This window comes from Dehalococcoidia bacterium (assembly GCA_040902535.1).
GTDB lineage: Bacteria > Chloroflexota > Dehalococcoidia > DSTF01 > JACRBR01 > JBBDXD01.
The window spans coordinates 74013-93489 of record JBBDXD010000001.1 but is presented as its reverse complement, the minus strand read 5'-3'; the positions used below and the strand labels follow the sequence as shown (position 1 = coordinate 93489).

The window sequence follows — 19477 nt, the reverse complement described above, 5'->3', positions numbered from 1 at the left end:
TCCGCCAACCGAGCTAGACAACGGCGTGCGATGCCTCATGCGAAACGGACGGTAGCGCAGTAGGGCGCGTAGGTACGGCACGCCCGTGGCCGACGACCCGGAGCCGATGGGAAGTGTGATAGTGGCGACCCCGAAGGGATTCGAACCCTCGATCTCCACCGTGACAGGGTGGCATGTTAGACCGCTACACCACGGGGCCGCGCTCGACGTAATGACGCCCGAAGCACCGCATGCGCGGGCATCTTCGGGCAGAGACATTCTACGGACGGACGCGCGAGGGTGTCAAACGCATCAGCTTCGGCCGGGAGCGCCGGGAGCGAGCCACTGCTCGTATTGATACTGCGCCATGCTGCCGAGGTGCGCGCGCCCTCGGTTCCGTACGTAGTTCCACGCCGACGTATAGCCGGTGCCGGTAAATAGCTGGAGCATCGGGCGGGCGTCGAGCATGAGGCGCTGGGCGTCGAGCAACGTTTCGCGGCGCGCCTCGCCGGTCTGACCCCAGGACCGCTCGATGCGGGTGTCGATCGCGGCGTCGCCAAAGCCGAACATGTTGGCCTTTCCATCGATGCCCTTCGAGTAGAAGAAGCGCGTCGGGTAGTCGGGCGATTCGTACGGCAGGTGGCTGATCAGCGTCGCGTCAAATTGGCCGCCGCGGAAGTTCAGGAACCACTGCAATTCGGGGAGCACCTGCACTTCGGCGCGGACGCCGCCGCGCATCAGTTGATTGCGCACGAGCGCCCCCACGTCGACCAGGTCCGGAAGGTCGCGCACCTGCAGGGCGAAGGTGGCATCCGCGGCGTCCGCTGCGGCCAGCAGGCGCATCGCGTCCGCTATCCGTTCGTCGGCAGACATGGTGGCGTTTCGCGAGGCCGCGATTTCCGATCGAGGCAGCGACCAGAAACCGTCGGACAGGCGCGGATTGACCGGGCCGAGAATATCACCGTCGCCGAACGCCACTTCCCGGATCAGTTCATCGCGGTCGAGCAGCATATCGATCGCGCGGCGCACGCGTTCGTCGGTGAACCGTGGGCGATCGACGCGGAGGCCCAGGGAGAGGTACGCGAGGCTCGGTTCGGACGCGACGTCAACTTGATCCGAGAATTCGGCGAGCGTGCGCGCTTCGTTCTTGTCGCGGTTCGGGATGACATCGACGTCGCGGCGGCGGAAGGCCTCGAGACGTGATCCAGCATCAAACACTTGCCATTGCATCGCATCGACGTTAGCGGGAGCGCGAAAGTAGGCGTCATTGCGGACGATGCGCGCCGCGCCGCTCGAGACGTCGAGAGATTCGGCACGGAAGGGGCCGCTGCCGATGGCATTGATGGCGATGTTCTCGTTTTGCTCGATCAACTCGCGCGGGATGATGGCTCCCGCAGCGAGAGCGCCGAGTTCGCCAAGCGTGTATGTGTATGGCCGCTTCAGTGTGATGCGGACGGTCTCAGGATCGGTTGCTTCGGCGCGGTCGAGGATGGTGGTGTGCCATGTCTTGTCAGTGACGAGCGGGTTATCGCGGAATCGCTCGATTGATGCGACGACGTCGGAGGCGGTGACGCGACGTTGGCCGACGGGCGGGATGTCGTGGAAGTAGATGTTCGGTTGGAGTTTGACGATCAGCGTCGTATGGTCTGGCTGTTCATAGCCGGAAGCATGATCGTAGACGACGGCGTCGTCGCGCGGGTCGACATGGAGCAGGTAGCCGTAGATCTTCGGGAAGATCGCGAGGCCGGTGGCCCGCTCTACGTGCGGATCAAGTCCATACGAGATTGGCAACGACGTCGCGAAGCGCAGCGTGCCGCCGGCCTCAGCAGGAGGCGTCGATACGCCGCCACCGTCCTCCTCGTTGCAGCCGACGAGCGTCATCGCCGCAAGCGCGCCTGAGGCGGCGGCGGAGCGACGCAACAGGTCGCGGCGGCTGAGGCGCGTGGTGAGCGCGCGTGCGCCGGGGCGGGGGTGGGGCATGTTGAGCCAGCGGCTTTCTGATGCAAGCGAGACGGTACACGGATGTGCTCGCGGGACGGTACATCGAACGGGATCGCGCGTGGGCTGTCAAGCTTGGAGGCGGCTTGACACTGTCTTGGGGCGCCTCTATCGTGCCGTCACAATCCGTCAGCGCAGGGGGCATTCAGTTGCCGTTTCAGAAGCCCGACGCCGTCGATCAGCACATTCTCAGCATTCTCGAGGAGAATGGCCGCGCCACGAACCGGGAGATCGCGGAGGCCGTCGGCGTTTCGGAAGGCACGGTGCGGAACCGCATCGAGCGGTTGATCCGCGATGACGTGCTGCGCATCGTCGGCGTGACGAATCCGGCGCGGCTGGGGTTGAATACGGCCGCCGTGATCAGCATTTCGGCCGAATTGGCACGCATCACGGATATCGCGGAGCAGATCGCGCAGGCGCCGGGCGTCGTGTACGTCGGGTATACGACCGGCAACGCCGACATCATCGTGCTCGCGTTTTTCCCCAGCAACGACGATCTCACTGACTTCATGACGCAGACGCTGGCGGCGATACCCGGCATCGTGAAGGCAGAGACGAACATCATCCTGAAGCCAGTGCGGAGCATGTTCCCGGGCACCGTGACGGCGCGCACGGGCCGCGGTGCGGCGCACGTGGCGACGGCTTCGTAAGATCTTCGTCGTTCACACTAAACTCCGGCCCGACGCCGCATGCCGCACGATGATGCCCTGAGTGGAGGACGATGTGATCGAGAAGATCGCCACTGAGGCGGCGAAGCGCGTCACGACATCCGACCATGACGGGGCGGAAAACGGCTGGCTGCTCGAATTGTTCAAAGACGGTGAGAAGACCGTCGCGTACCTGACGGCGGCGGCGCCCGGCGCGTTCAAGGGCTACCATCTGCATCGTGTGCGCGCGGCGCGCTACGTGTGCGTGCGCGGTCGGATGAAGATCATCCTCTACAGCGGCGGGCCAGAGTGGCGGCGCGAGGAGCATATCCTTGACGCAGCACAGCCGCAGCGATTGTTCATCCCGAACAACGTCGCGACAGGGCTCGAGAACATCGGCGACGAAGAGGGTTGGCTGGTGAACTACCCCGATCCTGCGTACGACCCTTCGCTTAGAGACGAGCAGGTCGAATACACGCAGGCCGAGCTCGAAGCCGGGTTGGTGAAGTGACGCCGGCGATGCAAGAGCTTGAACGCAGGCTCAACGCCATTGCCGACGCGCACACGGGCACGTGCACCTGGGCGCTGACCGACCTCGGGTCGGGCGCGCACATCGGGCGTGACGAAGATGCGACGATGCCCCCGGCTTCGCTCGCAAAGGTGCCGATCCTCGTGACGTTGTATCGCGCGGTCGAAGACGGACGGCTGCGGCTCGATGAACGCCTACGCTACGAAGAGCAGCATCGATCGCTGGGTTCGGGCGTGCTCGCGCGCATGTCGTTCGGCGTCGAGATGACGGTGCGCGATGCTGCGACGCTCATGATCATCATCTCGGACAATACGGCGACGAACATGTGCCTCGACCTGGTGGGTATCGATGCGGTGAACGGCGAGATGGAGCGGCACGGATTGCGAGACACGCGGCTGTTCCAGCGTTGCGGCGATGCGGGGAGCCGGGGCGCACGCGGCAGGAACCTTACGACGGCGCGCGAGATGACGAAACTCCTCGCGCTGATCGGGCGGCATGAGTGCGTGACAGCGGACGCTGACGAGGACATGCTGCGCATCTTGCGGCGGCAGGACTACCGGCACGAGCTTTCGGGTGAGTTGCCGTGGAACGAGATGAACACGCTCGGGGACGATCCGAAGCAGGCGTGGGTAGCCGAGAAGGGCGGCGCCGACCGCGGAGGTGTGCGCGCCGGCGGATCGATCTTCAAGGGGCGGCGCGGCTTCTTCGCGATGAGCCCGTTCTGCGAAGGCAGCACGAGGCCGGGCAGCGGTCGCGCCTCGGAAGGCAACGTCATACTCGGGCGGCTGGGCAAGGCAGCCTGGGACGCGCTGGCCGCCTAGACGGGCACGCGCGCGAACGGCGACAGCGCGGCGTCGACGGCTTCGAGCGCCTCGATGACCGGCTGCGTGGGTTCTCCGCCGGCCGCCGCGACCGCGTCGAGGAAGATGAGGTCCTCCTCTCGCTCTTTCGCGGCATCACGCAGGTGCGGCGAACCCAGTTCGAACGACCGGCTCAGCGTATCGACGAGCGTCTGCAGCGACTGGCGATGGAGCCGGTACTCGATGATTTCGCCGCGCATGTAGGCGGCGAGCCTTTCGTCCGAGGGTGCGCCGTTCGTGACGATCTCGTCGACGACGTGGCGGAGGCCGATGATGCGCGCCGGGATGCCGACGACGGTGACGTTGTCCGGCACATCGTGCACGACGACGGCATTAGCGCCGATCCGCGCGTAGTCGCCGACCGTTATGGGGCCGAGGACCTTCGCGCCGGTGCCGATGTGCACGTGGTCGCCGATCGTCGGACCATCGACGCTGAATCCTAGCTTGCGGCTGTTGGAGAGCCCGATCGTCACCCACGGATTCACCTGGCAGTGCCGGCCGATCTTCGTGCGCCCGTCGATGACGACATGGCCGTGGGTGATCATCAGTCCCGGACCCGCCTGGACCGTGTTTCCTATCTGGACGCCGAACAACGTCCGTGATAGGAGATCGCAGACGCCGGGCAGCATGGGCGCGTGGATTCCCAGGAGCCTGATCTTTGTGCGGTACAGGGCAACGGCGAGCCAACTTTCGACGAACGCGATGACGAACCAGCGGCGGACGCGCGCTGCGCGGTTCGCCATCGCCGGCGACTCGGGAATGGCCGAGAACGAGAAGACGGCATGTGCGTCGAAGTCCTGGTCGATGCGTCCGGAGGTCATCGGGCGCCGGGACGCTTCCACACGGAAACGATCATGTCGGAGTCCTGAGGCCGGTTTCGCGCGATGCGGTCGAAGCCGCGCCAGATCGTCGACGCGAACGTCTCGGGTATGACGTTGAGGGCTTTTCCGTATCCCGGCACGGGCCAGAATAGCGAGATGCCAAACAGGTCGTCGAGCGCGAGCGCGTCCGCGCCGAGCGTGCGCACGTACGATAAGTCGCCTTTGACGTTATGGTCCTCGGGTGTCTGCCAGTAGAGCCGCCACGGAGGACGCGGCCGCCCGAGACGCCGCTTCACGCGATCGACGGTGCGTCCGATGCGACAGGACACGCTCTCAAAGTTCGCGAGCGCGATGACGACGCGACCATCGGGCTTGATGACGCGTGCCGCTTCGCGCATGAAGGCATAGGGGTCCGCGAAGTGGTCGAGGGAGCCCTGACAGATGACGCGGTCGAACGAATCGTCGGCAAACGGAACTTGCTCCGCGATGCTGCGCACCATGCGGGCGGTACTCCCGGGCATCACCCAGCGGCCGACGCCGATCATTTCCGTCGATGCTTCGGCGCCGACGGAGTAGCAGCCGCGCTCGGCGATGCGCATGGCGTTCTTGCCGGTGCCGCAGGCCATATCGAGCACACGGCCGCCGCGGACTGCAGTCGCCAGTTCGAGCATCATGTCTTCGATCGCACGGTACAGATATTGCGAGTCACGGTCGGCGCTGGGCGTGAAGTCGTCAATCGAGTAGTCGAGATCGACTTCGGGCGTCTGCGTCTCGATGGTCAAGGCACGTGTTCTCCGCGATCTCCGGACGGGTGCGAGACGTACGGTGGGCCGGTCTCGGCGGGCGCGGCGTTGGGCAGCGGATCGACGGCGTCCGGTTCGACCGCTGCGGCCTCGTGCGCGACATCGCTCGTGACGCGCAACCCGTTGGGGTCGACGGTGGCGGCGTGTTCGTCCGAGAGGGGCGGGCGTGATGGCGCGGAGGCACGCGCTGTGCTCAGCCGCGCTGATCGTTCCGGATGCTTCTCAACGTCCTTGATCACGGCCAGCGCCACATCGAACTCTTCGAAGCCACCGATGAGGTTCGCGAACCAGCGCTCGAAGCGATACTGCGAGCCGCGACTTCCGTTCGCAAGCTTCTCGATGAACTGCGCAAAGGGTCCGCGGGCCAGCGCGAGGCCTGTGTCGTCGCCGCGGCGGCCGGCGACGCGAAGGCGCGCGCGCTCGATGGCGAATGCGGTGCGAGGCGCATCGGCAGGCTTGAGGCGCGGGTCATAGTAGTTGAAGGTGTTGAGCGTGAGGAGCGGACGCGGATGAGCGTCGCGGGAGGCGGCGATCACGGACGAAGCGTGCGGAAGCGTCAGGTGGATAAGCGCGCCTGGCTTGCTCACGCGCCATAGCTCGTCGAGCGTCGCCGCGATATCGGTGCGCCACGCGACCGCGCGGCCGACGAACAGTTCATCGACCGTGCCGTCTTTGAACGGAAGATGGGGCCCGGCCTCCGCGACGAGCGCGATACCGGGCTCGCGCCGGGCGCCGACGCGGATCGCTCGCGCGGCCTGGCGGGCACGGCCCGTGAAGTCGACGCGCACCATCATTGCGCCACCGCCGTCTGCTGCATCTTCAGACGCTGCTGCTCCTCGGTGCGGAGCGCGAGCAGCTTCTCGACGCGCTCGAGGTAATTGTGTACGACCTGCTGAGGTGTGCCTTCGTCGGTGATGCGGCCGTGCTCGAGCAGGATGCCGCGGTCGCAGAACATCGGCAGGCTGAGCATGTCGTGCGTCACGAGCACGAGCGTCACGCCGTTCGCGCGCAGCCGGTGGATGTGGTCCATGCACTTCTTCTGGAACTCGGCGTCGCCTACGGCCAGCACTTCATCGATCAGCAGGATCTCCGGGTCGACGTGTACAGCGACGGCGAAGCCGAGGCGAAAGAACATTCCCGACGAGTACGTGCGCATTGGTTGGTCGATGAAGTCGCCAAGCTCGGAGAACTCGATGATCTCCGGGAGGATATCGCGTGCTTCCTGCAGTGTGAGTCCGAGCAGGACGGCGTTGAGGATGGCGTTCTCGCGGCCGCTGATCTGCGGATGGAACCCGGAACCCAGCTCGAGAAGTGCTGAAATACGCCCGTTGACGACGACGTTACCGGATGTCGGAGGCGTAATGCGCGCCATGACGCGTAACGTGGTGCTCTTCCCGGAGCCGTTTGGGCCGATGATGCCCAGGCTCTCGCCGCGGTGGACGCGCAGGGTTACATCGTCGAGCGCGACGAATGGGCGCCTCGCGCTCGAAAGGAAGCGCGGCAGGTGCAGCAGCATGGTCTTGAAATCGGTCGCTTCTTTTTGGAGTGAGAGGGAGTAGTGCTTGGAGACGTTTTCGAGCGCGATCGCGACGTTGCCGCCGATGTCAGAGCGCATCGGCGAATCCTCCCTCCATTTGCTTGAAGGAGAAGGTGCCGAGCGCGGCCATGCCGGTGGCGAAGACGAGCGCCGGCCAGAGATCCGCACCGGGGAGCTGGTTCTGGAGGAACAGATCGCGCCAGCCTTCGATGAGCGATGCCATGGGATTGAGCAGCATCCAGCCATGATACTTGTCGGGCACGATAGAGAGCGGGTAGATGACCGGCGTCAGGTAGAACCAGATCAGCCCGACCACGACGTCTGTGAGGTGCTCCAGATCGCGGAAATAGACGTCGAGCGAGGCTATGAACAGGACGATACCCATGATCAGCAGCGCCTGCACCGCCAGCAGATACGGGATGCCCACGATCCACGTCCAATTCGGCGTATAGCCCTGAAACAGCAGCAGGATCAACAACACCGGGATCGAAAGCGCGTACTGCACACCATTGTTCATGACGGTTGCCAGGGGCAGCACGAAGCGAGGGAAGTAGACCTTCTTGATCAGGGCGCCATTGGAGGCGAAGGAGCCCACAGCGATGACGAGCGACGTCTGGAACCACGTCCACGGAAAAAGGCCGGCGAGCAACACCAGAGCGTAATCTTCGACGTCGATGCGGATGAACTTGCTCAGCACGACGAAGAGCACGGCGCCCTGCAGCAGCGGGCGCACGAGGGACCAGAGGAAACCGAAGATGGTGTCCTGATACCGGAGCTTGAGTTCGCGAAACGTGAGGAGGTAGAGCAGTTCGTAGGCTCTGCGCACCTGGCGGTTGATAGGTCCTCACCCCCGTCGTAAGACGCGCCGGTCTTCGAAGGCGTAGGGTATCACACATCGGCTCGGGAGAGCCGTTCAAACCAGGAAGCGCCAGTTACGAGCGGCTGTGGCCGTCGGGACCCGCCTGAACCTATTCCCAACCGCGGGTCATCGGAGTGAAAGCCCGACATATGACAAGCTATGTGACGCCGGGCGCTGGTACTTTGGCTCCGGCAATGAGAGACTCGCTATTGAGGATGGAGCCGGGTGACGGTCGGCGGGGTAGTTTCGGCTCGCGCGAACGGGGAGGACACCGTGAGAAGAATTGTAGGGGTTGCGCTATTGGCGGCGATTGCGCTGGCGGCGACGGCCGCGACGTGCGTCGTGACGCACGAGTCACTGACTACGATCGGCGAGCACGATACGTTCGCCGGCGAGATGGAGAACGATTCGGGCGTCGACATCCTGAACCATCGGTTTCGCGTGGCGTTCCTCAACAGCAACGGCGCCGTCGTTGAGACAGTGTCCGTCGAGGGGTGTCTTCGCTCGCTGCAGGACGGCGGCTCGGACTTCTTCTCCGCGGCGAGCCGCCTCCCGGCGTCGATGACAGCGATCGGACTCGCGCGGATGGCGAATGCAGCGGAGGATCCGAGCTTCTCGATCGGCGAAGTCGAGGACGGCGCGATCGTTATCAACGAGGTGACGGCGGTGCGCGTCGGCACGACGCTCACGATCGAAGGCACCATCACGAACAACGACGACGACACGTTGGAGGATCCGGTCGTCTGTGCGACCGTGTGGAACGACGAGAATCGCGTCATCACGACAAAGAAGGTCGGTAACATCGACGATCTCGCCAAGGGCGAGGCTTCGACGTTCACCATCGCAATCACGGTGCCGGACAGTTCGAAGCTCGTACACCAGGTAGACGTGTGGGCGGACGGACTCGAGGACGATGATCCCGTGGAACCGTCGAGCCTCGGTGATGTGGTCGTTACGGTGGTGGCGCCCACCGCAACGGCGACTGCCACGGTCACGGGGACGCCAGCGACGAGTACGCCGGTGAACACGGCAACGCCGACAGCTACTGCGACGCCGTAGCGGTGCGCGACGGCGCCTTACGAGGCGCCGCTCCGTGTTTCACTTCGGTCTTCGATTGTGGGCTCCGGACCCGGCGCGCCCGCGTCAAACTTCGACATCTGGCACGGCGGCGTAACCCTGACATTGGCTGCAACGCGGAATCTACGGATCGAGCGGATAACCTGAATGCGAATCTACCAGGGAGGCTTGATTTGAAGCGTATTCTCGCATTAGGAATCTTTGCGGCGATCGGGTTGGCGGCTATGGCCCAGACCTGCATCGTCACGAACGAGTCGCTCACGACGATCGACGATAACGACGTATTCGCGGGTGAGCTGCAGAATGACTCCGGCGTCAACATCTTGCAGCACCGCTACCGGATCGCATTCCTGAACAGCAACGGTGCGGTGGTCCAGAGCTTCACGGTCGACGGGTGCCTGCGCTCGTTGCCTGATGGCGGTTCCGACTTCTTCTCGGCAACAAGCAGCCTGCCGGACGAATCGACGACGATCGGGCTCGCGCGGCTCGCGAACCTGGCGGAGGATCCAAACTTCACCGTCGGTACCGTCGAAAACGGTGACATCGTGCTGAGCGACGTGACGGCCGAACGGGACGGCACGACGTTGACGGTGGAAGGCACGGTCACGAACGAGGACGACGACGAACTGGAAGAGCCTGTCGTTTGCGCGGTGGTCTGGAACGAGGATGGGCGTGTCGTGACGACGGGCAAGGACACGACGATCGACGACCTGGCGGAGAACGAATCGGCGCAGTTCTCGATCGACATCGCCGTGCCGGACGACGATGACCAGGTGAACGAGGTCGACGTGTGGGCCGATGGCCTGGAGGACGACGTGCCCGTGGAACCGGGCTCGGAGGAAGACATCGCCGTCGGTGATGCAGGGACGCCTGCGCCGACGAACACGGCGACGCCTACCGCCACGGCTACACCGTAATCTGATTTCACTTGAGAGATCACTGCTGAGGGCGCACCGGCCGGTGCGCCCTCAGCACGTCGCGGTGGCTACGACCTGCTCACAGGTGTGGACTTCCTTGACGTCGACGGAGCCGACCATTGAGAACGGTTGCATGTACTCGTCGATCGGCTTTTGCGAGTCGGCTTCGAGCACCATCATCATGTGGTGCTCGCCGGGGATCACGACGTCGGAATGGATCTTGATGCCGAACTTGTCCGCGGTCTCCTGCGTGACGTGTTGCCCGAGCATGAGCATCATGTCGCGGTTTTTCGTGGGACATGTCTCTGCGGAGTGCTTGTGCTCGGTGAGGTAGAGGGGCATTTTCTGGCTCCTTCTGTTTTGGATTGACATGTTGATGAAAGCATAGCGCGAAGTGGAACTGCGACGGCCCGACGGTCGGAGGTCAGACGCTGGAGGCCGGAGGCTGGAGGCTGGAGGCTGGAGGCTGGAGTGAGCGTGGCTCTCAGTCGCGCTGCTTGCGGGCGGCGCGGCGCGCCATCTCGACTTCGGCGATGCCGTCGAGCGAGCCTTCGAGGACTTTGCGCTGGCGTTCCTCCGTGACGTGCAGATAGATCTGCGTCGTGTTGGGGCTGGCGTGCCCCATGAGCTCCTGCACGACGCGCAGCTCGGCGCCGCCATCGAGCATGTGCGTGGCGAAGGTATGACGCAGCAGGTGCGGATGCACGCGCGCGTCGAGGCCCGCCTTGAGCGCGTAGTTGCGGACGAGGATCTGGATACGCCGCTGCGACATGCGGCCGCCGCTGCGATTCAGAAGGACGGCGTGTGTATCAGGTTTTACGCCGGGCTTCGCTGCCTTCGGGGTGCGCACGATTTTAGGGCGGCCGTCTCGCAGGTAGCGTTCGAGCGCGCGGCGGGCGGGCTCGCCCATGACGGCGACGCGCTGCTTGTTGCCCTTGCCATGGACGAGCAGGGCGTTCTGCTCGAGATCGACGTCGCCGAGGCTGAGCGCTGATATTTCGCTGACGCGCAGTCCGCACGCGTACATCACCTCGAGCAGCGCGCGGTCGCGGAGGTCAGCCGGACGTTCGCCATCCGCCGCGGCGATGACGTTCGTGATGTCTTCGAGCGTGAGCGCTTTCGGCAGGCGGCGCGCCCGCTTCGGGCCGCTGACGTTCGCGAGCGGATCGTCGGTGAGCGCGCCGGTGAGCCGCAGCCACTTGTAGAACGATCGTGTCGTGCTGACCCGTCGCGCGATGCTGCCCTGCGCGTTGCCGGCGTCGATCATCGACGCGAGGTAGCTGCGGAAGGCCTGCCGGGTGAGCTTCAATGGGTCGGTGCTGCGATCGGCGAGCCAATCGAAGAACTGGCGCAGGTCGCTGGCGTAGTTGCGCACGGTGAAGCGCGAGAGGTTGTGTTCGGCCTGCAGGACGGCGAAGTAGCGCTCGAGGAGGCGGTCGATCGCAGCCTGGGCGGGCGTAGAAGCAGAGGCAGGGGCCTTCATAGTGCGATCTTCGCACGGGTGGGCGATCCGGCGCTATGCGGGGAAACCCTGACGTCAGCGGAACTCTTCTTCGAGCCAATGGGGCCAAGAACCTGGATCCGCGTTCATCCCCGCCCAGCGATCCAGGGCCGCCGCCAGGCCGGCGGCGAGCGCCTTCGGCGGCCACCACGACTTACGGACGAACAGGACGGGGCAGGTCGTCACGTGAGCGAAGTCGCTCGCGTTCTCCGTCACGATGACGCGCTGCTCCGCCGTCGCAATTTCGATGAGAACATCGTCGGGCAGATTATGCGCGCCGATGTCATCTGGCGTCACCGCGTCATGACCACGCGCATTGAGGTCGCTGGCAATGTCGGATGGGAACATAGAGTCAACAAGAAACCTCACGCAAGAAGGCGCTTGCGCTCAAATGACACACGCTCTGCTTCATCGAGCGCGCGATCGTTGGCGGCAATACGAGCATCAATCTCCTCACGATTGGCGGCGGCGTAGTTCAGGGTGATCGCGACTTGCTGCTCATGGATGCCGAATTCCTTGGCGATGGTGGCGACGCGGCCGGCTTCCGAGCCTGAGAGCCGCCGTATGGCTGCGGCAATCTCCCAGACATCAGGGCCGCTGGAGAGCGCCGCGCGACGGCCCGACGGCCCCGGTTTGAATACGATGCCCGGATGCTCGGCTACGGCTAGTCCCTCTCTCAGGAGCCGCTCCACGAGCGCAGTTAGGGAGATCGCTTCGGATTCGGCCTGAATGCCAAGCCGCTCGCGCAGGTCGTCGTCGAGTCTGAGGCTGGTGGTGGAGCGTGGCATCGAAACCTCCTGACGCAATACGACGTATTGCATTGCAAGATAACCGGCCTGAAGAGCGCCGGTCAAGGGCGGCCTTGGCCTCTAGCGCGATCAAGATGCGGAACCCCCGGGACCGAGACGGCGTGGTTCAGGCGAGGCCCATCCCGGCAGGCACGGCCGTCGCGACAGAGCACACCGGCCGAAAGCCGCTCGCCAGAGCCGTCTTCTGCGATGCGATGTTGGTGAGGGCGCAGGCATAGTAGGGCGTGGCGCGCCTTCATCGATAATCGCACAGGCGGTCGCGGTGACGACCATGGGCGCGAGGAGCTGCAACTTGAACGGCAGTCAACGCATCGATCTGACGGGTTGGGGGACGCAAGCAGAGCTGCTCGAACCGATGACCGGAGGCGCGAGGAACCTGTCGTGGATGCTGAAGATCCAGGGCAAGACGGGGGTTGCGCGGTTAAGCCGTCGTTCGCCCCTGGCGCTGGATTGGGAGCTTGACCTGATGGCGGCGGCGGCCGCTGCTGGCGTTCGCACCCCGGGAGTCGTGAGGACGATGAATGGCCGACGTCATGCGGGATCTATTGTCATCTTCGAGTGGGTTGACGGTGTGACGCCTGAGTCGAAGCGTGACTGGGAATTGGTCCGCGATTCACTGACTCAACTCCATCAGTCAACACGCGACTGGGCTCAACGACCCGGCTTCGCTTCTACGCGCGATCTCCTGTTGCACCCTCGAGGTGGCGACGTTGATTTCACGCGAATGCCTGCGGGCGTGGTGGAGGCCTGTCGACAGACGTGGCGCGCGGCGATGAATGAGCCGATGTCTGCGATTCACGGTGATCCATCATCGAACGTGCTTATGGTGCACGGTAGGCCGACGTTCATCGACTGGGACGAGTCGCGCGTGGATGCATCCATGCTTGATTTGGACCTGCCTGAACTCGACTTGCTCTTGCCAGCGCAACGACGTGCTCTCGTGGCGTGGGAAGTTGCCTGTTCATGGTCGACTGAGCCCGAGTACGCGCGCCGCCGACTCAAGCAACTTGAAGCACTGCTATAGAGCTACTCGCTAGGCCGTCGCGGCGACCGGTCGTCCTGGCAGATCGAGATCGGGCGGTGGTGGAGCTGGGTTCTGCACGCCGTTGGTGAGTTGCGACGGCACCATCTCGCGCAGCTCATCGATGGTCCACATGCCGTCTTTCTGGATCTGGCGGTACGCCGCCTCTTCGTGCGCGAGCGAGATGCGGCCGCCGGCGACGTAGAAGATCTTGCCGTTGATGTTCCAGGCGGCGTCCGTCGCGAGGAAGACCGTCATCGGCGCGACGTACTCCGGTTCGCGCATCGGCGGCACAGACGACTGCCGTGGCTGCTGGACGACGGGCGCGGTGCCGGCGCGCTGTCGCAGTTGCGCCGTGTTCGCGGGGACCGTCGCCGTCATGCGCGTCGCGGCGCCGGGCGCGATCGCGTTGCAGGTGACGCCGTAGCGTCCGAGATCGCGCGCGACGACGCGCGTGAAGCCGGCGATGCCCGCCTTCGCGGCACCGTAGTTCGCCTGTCCGGGCAGACCGCCGAGACCGGAGACGGACGAGAAGTTGATGATGCGGCCGGAGCGCTGCTGACGCATCAGGATCGACGCCGGCTTCGTCGTCGCGAAGTGACCCTTGAGGTGGACGGCGATGACATCGTCCCACTCCTGCTCGCTCATGTTGAAAATCATGCGGTCGCGCAGGATGCCGGCGACGTTGATCAGGATGTCGACGCGGCCGAAGCTGTCGAGCGCGGTCTTGATGATCGCCTCGCCGCCGTCCATCGTCGCGACGGTGTCGAAGTTGGGGACGGCCTTGCCGCCCTTCGCGCGAATCTCGTCGGCCACCACCGCCGCGGGGCCGCTGTCGGGCTTGGTACCGTCGACGTTCACGCCAAAGTCGTTGACCACGACGTTCGCGCCTTCTTCGGCGAGCAGCATCGCCACGCCACGGCCGATGCCGCGACCGGCGCCGGTGACGATCGCCGTGCGTCCTTCAAGGCGGCCGCTCATGCCGCACCTCCTGCGGGTGCGCCTTCGGGCTGCTTTGTCGGACGGCCCGGGATATCGAGATCGGGTGGCGGCGACGCCGGGTTCGGGATGCCCGCCATCAACTGCCGCGGCACCAGGTCTTCGAGTTCGTCGAGCGTCCACATCGCGGGCTTCCAGAGCGTGCGCATGGGCGTCGGGTGATAGGCGATACCGACGGTGCCGCCGGCGACGTGAAAGATCTGCCCGTTGATGTTCCACGCGTCGTCGGAGGCGAGATACGCGACCATGGGCGCGATCATCTCGGGGTCCCGCATCGACGGGTTCGGGCGTCGCTGCGGCTGTGCGCCGGGACCGCCGATGCCGGCGCGCTGGCGCAATTCGCGCGACTGGTCGCTGACCGTGCCGATCATGCGCGTGGCGGCGGCCGGCGCGATGGCGTTGCAGGTGACGCCGTAGCGTCCGAGATCTTTCGCGACGACGCGCGTGAAACCGGCGACGCCCGACTTCGCGGCGCCGTAGTTCGCCTGGCCGGGGTTGCCGATGAGGCCGGAGCCCGACGAGAAGTTGATCAGCCGCCCGAAACGCTGCTGGCGCATGAGGATCGATGCGGGGCGCGTGCAGTTGTAATGGCCTTTGAGGTGGACGTCGATGACATCGTCCCACTCCTGCTCACTCATGTTGAAGATCATACGGTCGCGCAGGATGCCGGCATTGTTCACCAGAATATCGATGCGTTCGAACGTGTCGACGGCGGTCTTGATGATCGCCTCGCCGCCATCGGCGTCGGCGACGGAGTCGTAGCTGGCGACGGCGGTGCCGCATTCGCCCTTGATCTCCGCGACGACCTGGTCGGCGGGGCCGTTGTCGTGGCCGGTGCCATCGACGTTGCCGCCAGGATCGTTCACGACGACCTTCGCGCCTTCACGCGCGAAGAGCATGGCGATGCCGCGGCCGATGCCGCGGCCGGAGCCGGTGACGACGGCTACTCTGCCTTCAAGCGCACCCATGTGAGTCTCCTGATTACTCGGTCTGTGACGAGTTCTGATGCTGGTCACAGAAACAACGGAGAGATTCTTCGCCTTCGGCTCTGAATGACGCGGAACTCACGACTTGCTCGGCAGTACGACCGTGGCGGTGCCGGGCGTCGTCTTTTTGCCTTCGGCGTCTTCCGTCCAGACGTCGAGGTCGACGAGATTCTCGCCGCCTTCCTGGCGCTTGGCGGTGACGACGCCGTTGACGGTGATCTCCTTGTTGAGCATGTCCATGCCGCGGTAGCTGACGCCGAACTTCTGCACGCGGCCCTTGTAGCCTGCGAAGGCGAAGACGGCGCGTCCGACCTGCGCGTACTTGAAGCGGCCGTGCACGATATTCTCGCTCAAGCCCATGGGCTTGAGCATGGGGAAGTTCTCGTCGAAGTGCAGGGGGTTGAAGTCGCCGCTGCCGGCCGCGAACTTCACGAGTTGCTGCTTGTCGGGCGAGATCTTGATCGGGGGCAGCTCCTGCCCTTCCTTCACGTCTTCGAAGTAATTCTGTTCCGCCATGTGATTGCTCCTTGCTGCGCATATGGCTGCGCGCTGGTTACATGTGAATCGAGGTCAAGCGCTGCTTCGCGACGACCTTGCCTGTCGCCTTGTTCGTGTAGACGGCCTCGTTGGTCACGAACAACATGGGACGTCCGCTCTCGCGCAGCTTGAGGTCCGCGAGGTGCGAGGTCTCCACGAGCACGTCGCCCGCGCAGATGACGTCGAAGTACTCGGTCTCGGTGCCGCCGTCGAGCAAGCCGCGAAACGGGATGTTCAGGCGCGGCCCGCCCTCGCGGCGCGGAAAGCCGAATGTGGGGTCGTTCTTGCCGGGCACGTAGACCGGCGTGCCAATGTACCCGAGCGGCGCGACGATGCTGCGGAACCCCTGCGACTTCGCGAAGTCCACGTCGTAGTGGACGGGGTCTTCGGAGCCGATGCCGCGCGCGTACATGCGCACGCTTGTGGTTGTCACTTCGTACTCCCAGGGCTCGCTTTCCTTGCCGATCTGGGCGCGCATCTCATCGGTGATCTGGAAGTCTTCGGCCATGCGTCCTCTCTTGTGGTGCGCCGCGCCCGTGCGCGATCAGCTTTTCGATGGCAACGTGACGACGGCGGTGCCGGGAGACGTCTTTGCGCCGTCGGGCTTTTCCGTCCATACGTCCAGCTCGACGTAATTCTTGCCGCCGTCCTGGTAGGTCTTCGTGACGACGCCGCGGCACAGGATGTCCTGATCGGGCTCGTCCATGCCGCGATAGGCACAGCCGAACTTCCGGACGTGGCCGTGCTCGCCGGCCCAGTCGTGCAGCAATTGGCCCAAGAAGGCGTTCTTGAGCGCACCGTGCACGATCAGTCCCTTCAGTCCGGTGCGCTGCGCGAAGTCCTTGTCATAGTGGATCTGGTAGAAGTCGCCCGAGCCGGCCGCCCACAGCACGAGTTGCTGCGTGGAGCAGTTCTTCTTGAGCTGCGGGATCTCGTCGCCGACCTTGATCTCTTCGAAGTAAACCTGCGGCATCGTCTCTAGCTCCTTCGACTCGCATTCAGTACTGGATCACCGTGCCGTACATCTTCGCGACGACTTTGCCGTGCTGGTTGGCGTACGTCGTCTCGCGCGTCGTGATGAGCATCGGGCCGAGGCTGCCTTCGCGCTCGTCGAAGCCAGTGACCTTCGAACGCGCGGTGATGGTGTCGCCGGCGCAGATCACGTCGTTCTCCGGGAAGTACTCGTATTCCGTGCCGCCGTTGAGGACGCGCTTGTACGGGATGGTGTAGCCGCGGCCACCCATCTCGCCTGGGGCGCCGGGCGCCCGCGCAGGGTTGAAGATCGGCGTACCCAGAAACCCGGGTGGCGCAACGATGCCGCGATATCCGCGCGCCTTCGCGGCCGCATCGTCGTAGAAGACGGCATCGGTGTGCCCGACGGCTCGGGCGAACATGCGGCAGTTGGTCTTCTCGACGTCGAGCGTCGCAGGCGGGCCTTCGACGCCGACCGCCGCACGCATTTCATCGGTGATGACGGATTGCTTGGCCTCCTGGGTCATGGGGTGCACCTCGGGCCGCGAGCGCGGCATGCAAGTCTCACGTACACGTCAGGGTTAGCAAAATCGAACATAGCACCGGCCCCTGCGAGTGTCAACGCGCTCCGAACCGGGCAACATCTTTGCGAATTGGGGCCGATGATCGACAACAGAGGGGGAGGGCGGCGGCATGCACAGGGGGAGCGTGCATGTTGCATCTGCGTGTCGTCCTGCTGTTGTTGCCCGTTGCGGCGATCGTCGCGACGGCTGGATTACTGCTCCCGCGCTCCGAGGCCGCGCCGCCAGCCTATCAGTCGATCGTGAGCGCGGGCCCCATCGAGCAGATCAACGCTGGCGGCGACCTCAGCTGCCAGGCCGGCCTCTCGAATGTGCCGGAGCAGGCGATGTTCCCGCAGTCGATCCCGCTCGCCGACTGCGGCACGTTTCTGAACGTTGGTTCGACGCTATTCGCGCCCGATGTCTTCAGCCACGACGGCACCGGCGCCACACAGCTGGTGTACACGACGTTCACACCGGATTCGCAATCTTCGGCAGGCGGCAGCGGCACGGCGGGCGACCCGTACATCATCACTACGGTCGTGCATGCCGGTACGACCGGCCTCAGGATCACGCAGGTCGATTCGTACGTCGCCGGCGATGACGGCTATCGGACGGACGTGACCGTCGAGAACAGCGCGGCGACGAGCCAGAGCTTCGTGCTCTACCGTGCCGGCAACTGCTTCGTCGGCGGATCCAACCTGGGATTCGGCTACGCCGATGCATCGACGGGAGCAGCCGGCTGCGCGACGACCGCGAACAACTCGCCGGTAGAGCGGTTCACCGCCTGGGAGCCGATCACGGCGGCGGACCACTACTTTGCGGGCGCCGCGGCCACATTGTGGACATCGATCAACCAACGACTGGACCTCAGCGACGCCTGTGCGTGCACGTCGCCAGCGGACAACGCCGTGGGCATCAACTGGCGCCGGACGCTGGACGCGGGCGCATCTGCGACGTTCTCACATCGGACGCGGTTCGCGAACGTGCGCGCGTTGACAATGACGAAGACCGCTGACAGCACGCAGTCCGACGCGGGCGGCACGAACGGCTACACGATCGAAGTGCACAACTCCAACGCGTTCGCGGTGCGGCTCGATTCGATCGAGGACACGCTCCCAACCGGGTTCACGTATGTGCCCGGCTCAAGCGTCGGTGCGTACGCGTTCGACCCGTCCGTATCGAAAACGTCGATCGGATGGTTCGATCGGGCGACAATCCCGGCCGGCGACAGCGTCTCGCAGAGTTTCGACGTGGGTGTCGGGATTACACCCGGAACGTTCACAAACGACGCGACGGGCACGGCGCGCGGCGTCGAGGTGCAGGGTGTGATCGGCGCGGCGCCTGTGGACGTGCGCGGGTTGGAAACGCCGACGCCAATCGGTACCGCCACGGTGACGCCCGCATCGACCGCTTCAGCGACCGCGTCGGCTACGGAGACGTGGACGCCGGTACCGACGTCCACGCTCACGGCGACGTCGACGCCGACTCACACCGCGACGGCGACTGCCACACGCACGTCGACTCACACGGCGACAGCGGCAGCCACGCGCACGTTGACGCCGACTCAGACGGCGACCGCAACAGCCACGCGCACGTCGACGCCGACTCACACGGCGACCGCAACAGCCACGCGCACAGCGGTGCCGAGTCGCACCGCGACGGCAACGGCGACACGCACGTCGACCGCCACGCGCACCGCGACGGCGACGCCGGCTCGAGACTGCCCCGACGTCACTGGCGACGGGCGCGTCACCGTCGCGGACCTGGTTGCCGTCGCGCGGGCCATGGGGAAGAAGAAGCCCAACCTGCGCTATGACCTCAACGGCGACGGACGGGTGAACGTCCGCGATCTTTTCGTCGTACTGCGCGCGATCGGGATGAACTGCTAGCCGGCCGCCACCGAACCGTACGAATCGACGGGCGGCAGCGCGCACAGCGCGCACGTCCTGCGCGATGACACTCGCTTACGTTGCTTGATCGAGGGGATCGCGGCGGTTAGACTTGCCCCGCTCTTACGGAGGTGCGCGGGCGCCTCCTTTTGTGTGTCTGGATACTCACGAAA

23 protein-coding genes and 1 tRNA gene are annotated in these 19477 nt (G+C 64.9%); 7 read left to right on the top strand and 17 right to left on the bottom strand.

Translation table 11 applies throughout. The features are described from left to right. Positions 1-122: 122 nt before the first annotated feature. Together WEB52_00460 and WEB52_00455 are read right to left on the bottom strand one after the other, a co-directional pair. Positions 123-199, bottom strand: a tRNA-Asp gene (locus WEB52_00460). A 92-nt stretch (positions 200-291) separates the two neighbouring features. Continuing rightward, entirely contained in the window at positions 292-1959 is a 1668-nt protein-coding gene (locus WEB52_00455) for an ABC transporter substrate-binding protein (GenBank protein ID MEX2224898.1), read from the bottom strand. Between the two features lie 104 nt (positions 1960-2063). Between WEB52_00455 and WEB52_00450 the strand changes: the two genes are divergently transcribed. From WEB52_00450 to WEB52_00440, 3 genes are all read left to right on the top strand, one after another. Further along, positions 2064-2627: an Lrp/AsnC family transcriptional regulator gene (locus WEB52_00450; protein ID MEX2224897.1), complete on the top strand. Its 564-nt coding sequence runs from the start codon at positions 2064-2066 to the stop codon at positions 2625-2627. A 61-nt stretch (positions 2628-2688) separates the two neighbouring features. Then, a complete protein-coding gene (locus tag WEB52_00445; protein MEX2224896.1) occupies positions 2689-3135 on the top strand; it encodes a hypothetical protein in 447 nt (148 codons plus the stop codon). Positions 3136-3143: 8 nt separating this feature from the next. After that, positions 3144-3974, top strand: coding sequence for a serine hydrolase (locus tag WEB52_00440; protein MEX2224895.1), 831 nt, complete (start codon positions 3144-3146; stop codon positions 3972-3974). On the opposite strand, the gene WEB52_00435 is transcribed toward WEB52_00440, so the two are convergent. Genes WEB52_00435 through WEB52_00415 form a run of 5 tightly spaced genes read right to left on the bottom strand, consistent with a single transcriptional unit; the run spans position 3971 to position 8000 of the window. Continuing rightward, entirely contained in the window at positions 3971-4834 is an 864-nt protein-coding gene (locus WEB52_00435; protein MEX2224894.1) for a hypothetical protein, read from the bottom strand. The two genes, WEB52_00440 and WEB52_00435, sit on opposite strands and share 4 nt — an antisense overlap. Next, positions 4831-5616, bottom strand: a complete 786-nt coding sequence (locus WEB52_00430; protein MEX2224893.1) for a class I SAM-dependent methyltransferase — start codon at positions 5614-5616, stop codon at positions 4831-4833. Before WEB52_00430 ends, WEB52_00435 begins: the two co-directional genes overlap by 4 nt. Next, on the bottom strand, positions 5613-6428 hold the full coding sequence (locus WEB52_00425) for a methyltransferase domain-containing protein (GenBank protein ID MEX2224892.1): 816 nt from the start codon (positions 6426-6428) through the stop codon (positions 5613-5615). Before WEB52_00425 ends, WEB52_00430 begins: the two co-directional genes overlap by 4 nt. Then, positions 6428-7252 (bottom strand): ABC transporter ATP-binding protein, encoded by an 825-nt coding sequence (locus tag WEB52_00420; GenBank protein MEX2224891.1) that lies wholly within the window; start codon positions 7250-7252, stop codon positions 6428-6430. Before WEB52_00420 ends, WEB52_00425 begins: the two co-directional genes overlap by 1 nt. Next, on the bottom strand, positions 7242-8000 hold the full coding sequence (locus WEB52_00415; GenBank protein ID MEX2224890.1) for an ABC transporter permease: 759 nt from the start codon (positions 7998-8000) through the stop codon (positions 7242-7244). The genes WEB52_00420 and WEB52_00415 overlap by 11 nt, the downstream gene beginning before the upstream one ends. A gap of 306 nt (positions 8001-8306) precedes the next feature. Between WEB52_00415 and WEB52_00410 the strand changes: the two genes are divergently transcribed. Both WEB52_00410 and WEB52_00405 read left to right on the top strand, forming a co-directional pair. Beyond that, positions 8307-9092 carry an FxLYD domain-containing protein gene (locus WEB52_00410; protein MEX2224889.1) on the top strand — a complete coding sequence of 262 codons (786 nt, stop codon included), beginning with the start codon at positions 8307-8309 and terminating at the stop codon, positions 9090-9092. A gap of 191 nt (positions 9093-9283) precedes the next feature. Further along, a complete protein-coding gene (locus WEB52_00405; protein MEX2224888.1) occupies positions 9284-10027 on the top strand; it encodes an FxLYD domain-containing protein in 744 nt (247 codons plus the stop codon). A gap of 51 nt (positions 10028-10078) precedes the next feature. Here WEB52_00405 and WEB52_00400 read toward each other — a convergent pair whose 3' ends face one another. The 4 genes from WEB52_00400 to WEB52_00385 form a co-directional block, all read right to left on the bottom strand. Next, positions 10079-10369 carry a DUF3303 family protein gene (locus WEB52_00400; protein ID MEX2224887.1) on the bottom strand — a complete coding sequence of 97 codons (291 nt, stop codon included), beginning with the start codon at positions 10367-10369 and terminating at the stop codon, positions 10079-10081. A gap of 142 nt (positions 10370-10511) precedes the next feature. Continuing rightward, on the bottom strand, positions 10512-11510 hold the full coding sequence (locus tag WEB52_00395) for a tyrosine recombinase (protein MEX2224886.1): 999 nt from the start codon (positions 11508-11510) through the stop codon (positions 10512-10514). A gap of 54 nt (positions 11511-11564) precedes the next feature. Further along, entirely contained in the window at positions 11565-11897 is a 333-nt protein-coding gene (locus WEB52_00390; protein ID MEX2224885.1) for a DUF5615 family PIN-like protein, read from the bottom strand. Then, positions 11894-12316, bottom strand: a complete 423-nt coding sequence (locus WEB52_00385; GenBank protein MEX2224884.1) for a hypothetical protein — start codon at positions 12314-12316, stop codon at positions 11894-11896. Before WEB52_00385 ends, WEB52_00390 begins: the two co-directional genes overlap by 4 nt. Positions 12317-12629: 313 nt before the next feature. Between WEB52_00385 and WEB52_00380 the strand changes: the two genes are divergently transcribed. Next, on the top strand, positions 12630-13361 hold the full coding sequence (locus tag WEB52_00380) for a hypothetical protein (GenBank protein ID MEX2224883.1): 732 nt from the start codon (positions 12630-12632) through the stop codon (positions 13359-13361). A 9-nt stretch (positions 13362-13370) separates the two neighbouring features. Here the strand turns inward: WEB52_00380 and WEB52_00375 are convergent, their stop codons facing one another. The 6 genes from WEB52_00375 to WEB52_00350 form a co-directional block, all read right to left on the bottom strand. Then, the gene (locus WEB52_00375) at positions 13371-14339 is read right to left on the bottom strand and encodes an SDR family NAD(P)-dependent oxidoreductase (protein MEX2224882.1); all 969 of its coding nucleotides are present in this window, start codon (positions 14337-14339) and stop codon (positions 13371-13373) included. Continuing rightward, complete coding sequence (locus WEB52_00370; GenBank protein MEX2224881.1) at positions 14336-15325, bottom strand: SDR family oxidoreductase; 990 nt, start codon at positions 15323-15325, stop codon at positions 14336-14338. The genes WEB52_00375 and WEB52_00370 overlap by 4 nt, the downstream gene beginning before the upstream one ends. 96 nt (positions 15326-15421) lie before the next feature. Next, positions 15422-15859 carry a MaoC/PaaZ C-terminal domain-containing protein gene (locus WEB52_00365; protein MEX2224880.1) on the bottom strand — a complete coding sequence of 146 codons (438 nt, stop codon included), beginning with the start codon at positions 15857-15859 and terminating at the stop codon, positions 15422-15424. A 37-nt stretch (positions 15860-15896) separates the two neighbouring features. Then, positions 15897-16388, bottom strand: a complete 492-nt coding sequence (locus tag WEB52_00360; GenBank protein ID MEX2224879.1) for a MaoC family dehydratase N-terminal domain-containing protein — start codon at positions 16386-16388, stop codon at positions 15897-15899. Between the two features lie 36 nt (positions 16389-16424). Next, complete coding sequence (locus WEB52_00355) at positions 16425-16853, bottom strand: MaoC/PaaZ C-terminal domain-containing protein (GenBank protein ID MEX2224878.1); 429 nt, start codon at positions 16851-16853, stop codon at positions 16425-16427. Between the two features lie 25 nt (positions 16854-16878). Next, entirely contained in the window at positions 16879-17379 is a 501-nt protein-coding gene (locus WEB52_00350; GenBank protein MEX2224877.1) for a MaoC family dehydratase N-terminal domain-containing protein, read from the bottom strand. Between the two features lie 185 nt (positions 17380-17564). Here WEB52_00350 and WEB52_00345 point away from each other — a divergent pair, with 185 nt between their 5' ends. Beyond that, entirely contained in the window at positions 17565-19304 is a 1740-nt protein-coding gene (locus tag WEB52_00345; GenBank protein ID MEX2224876.1) for a dockerin type I domain-containing protein, read from the top strand. Positions 19305-19477: the final 173 nt, after the last annotated feature.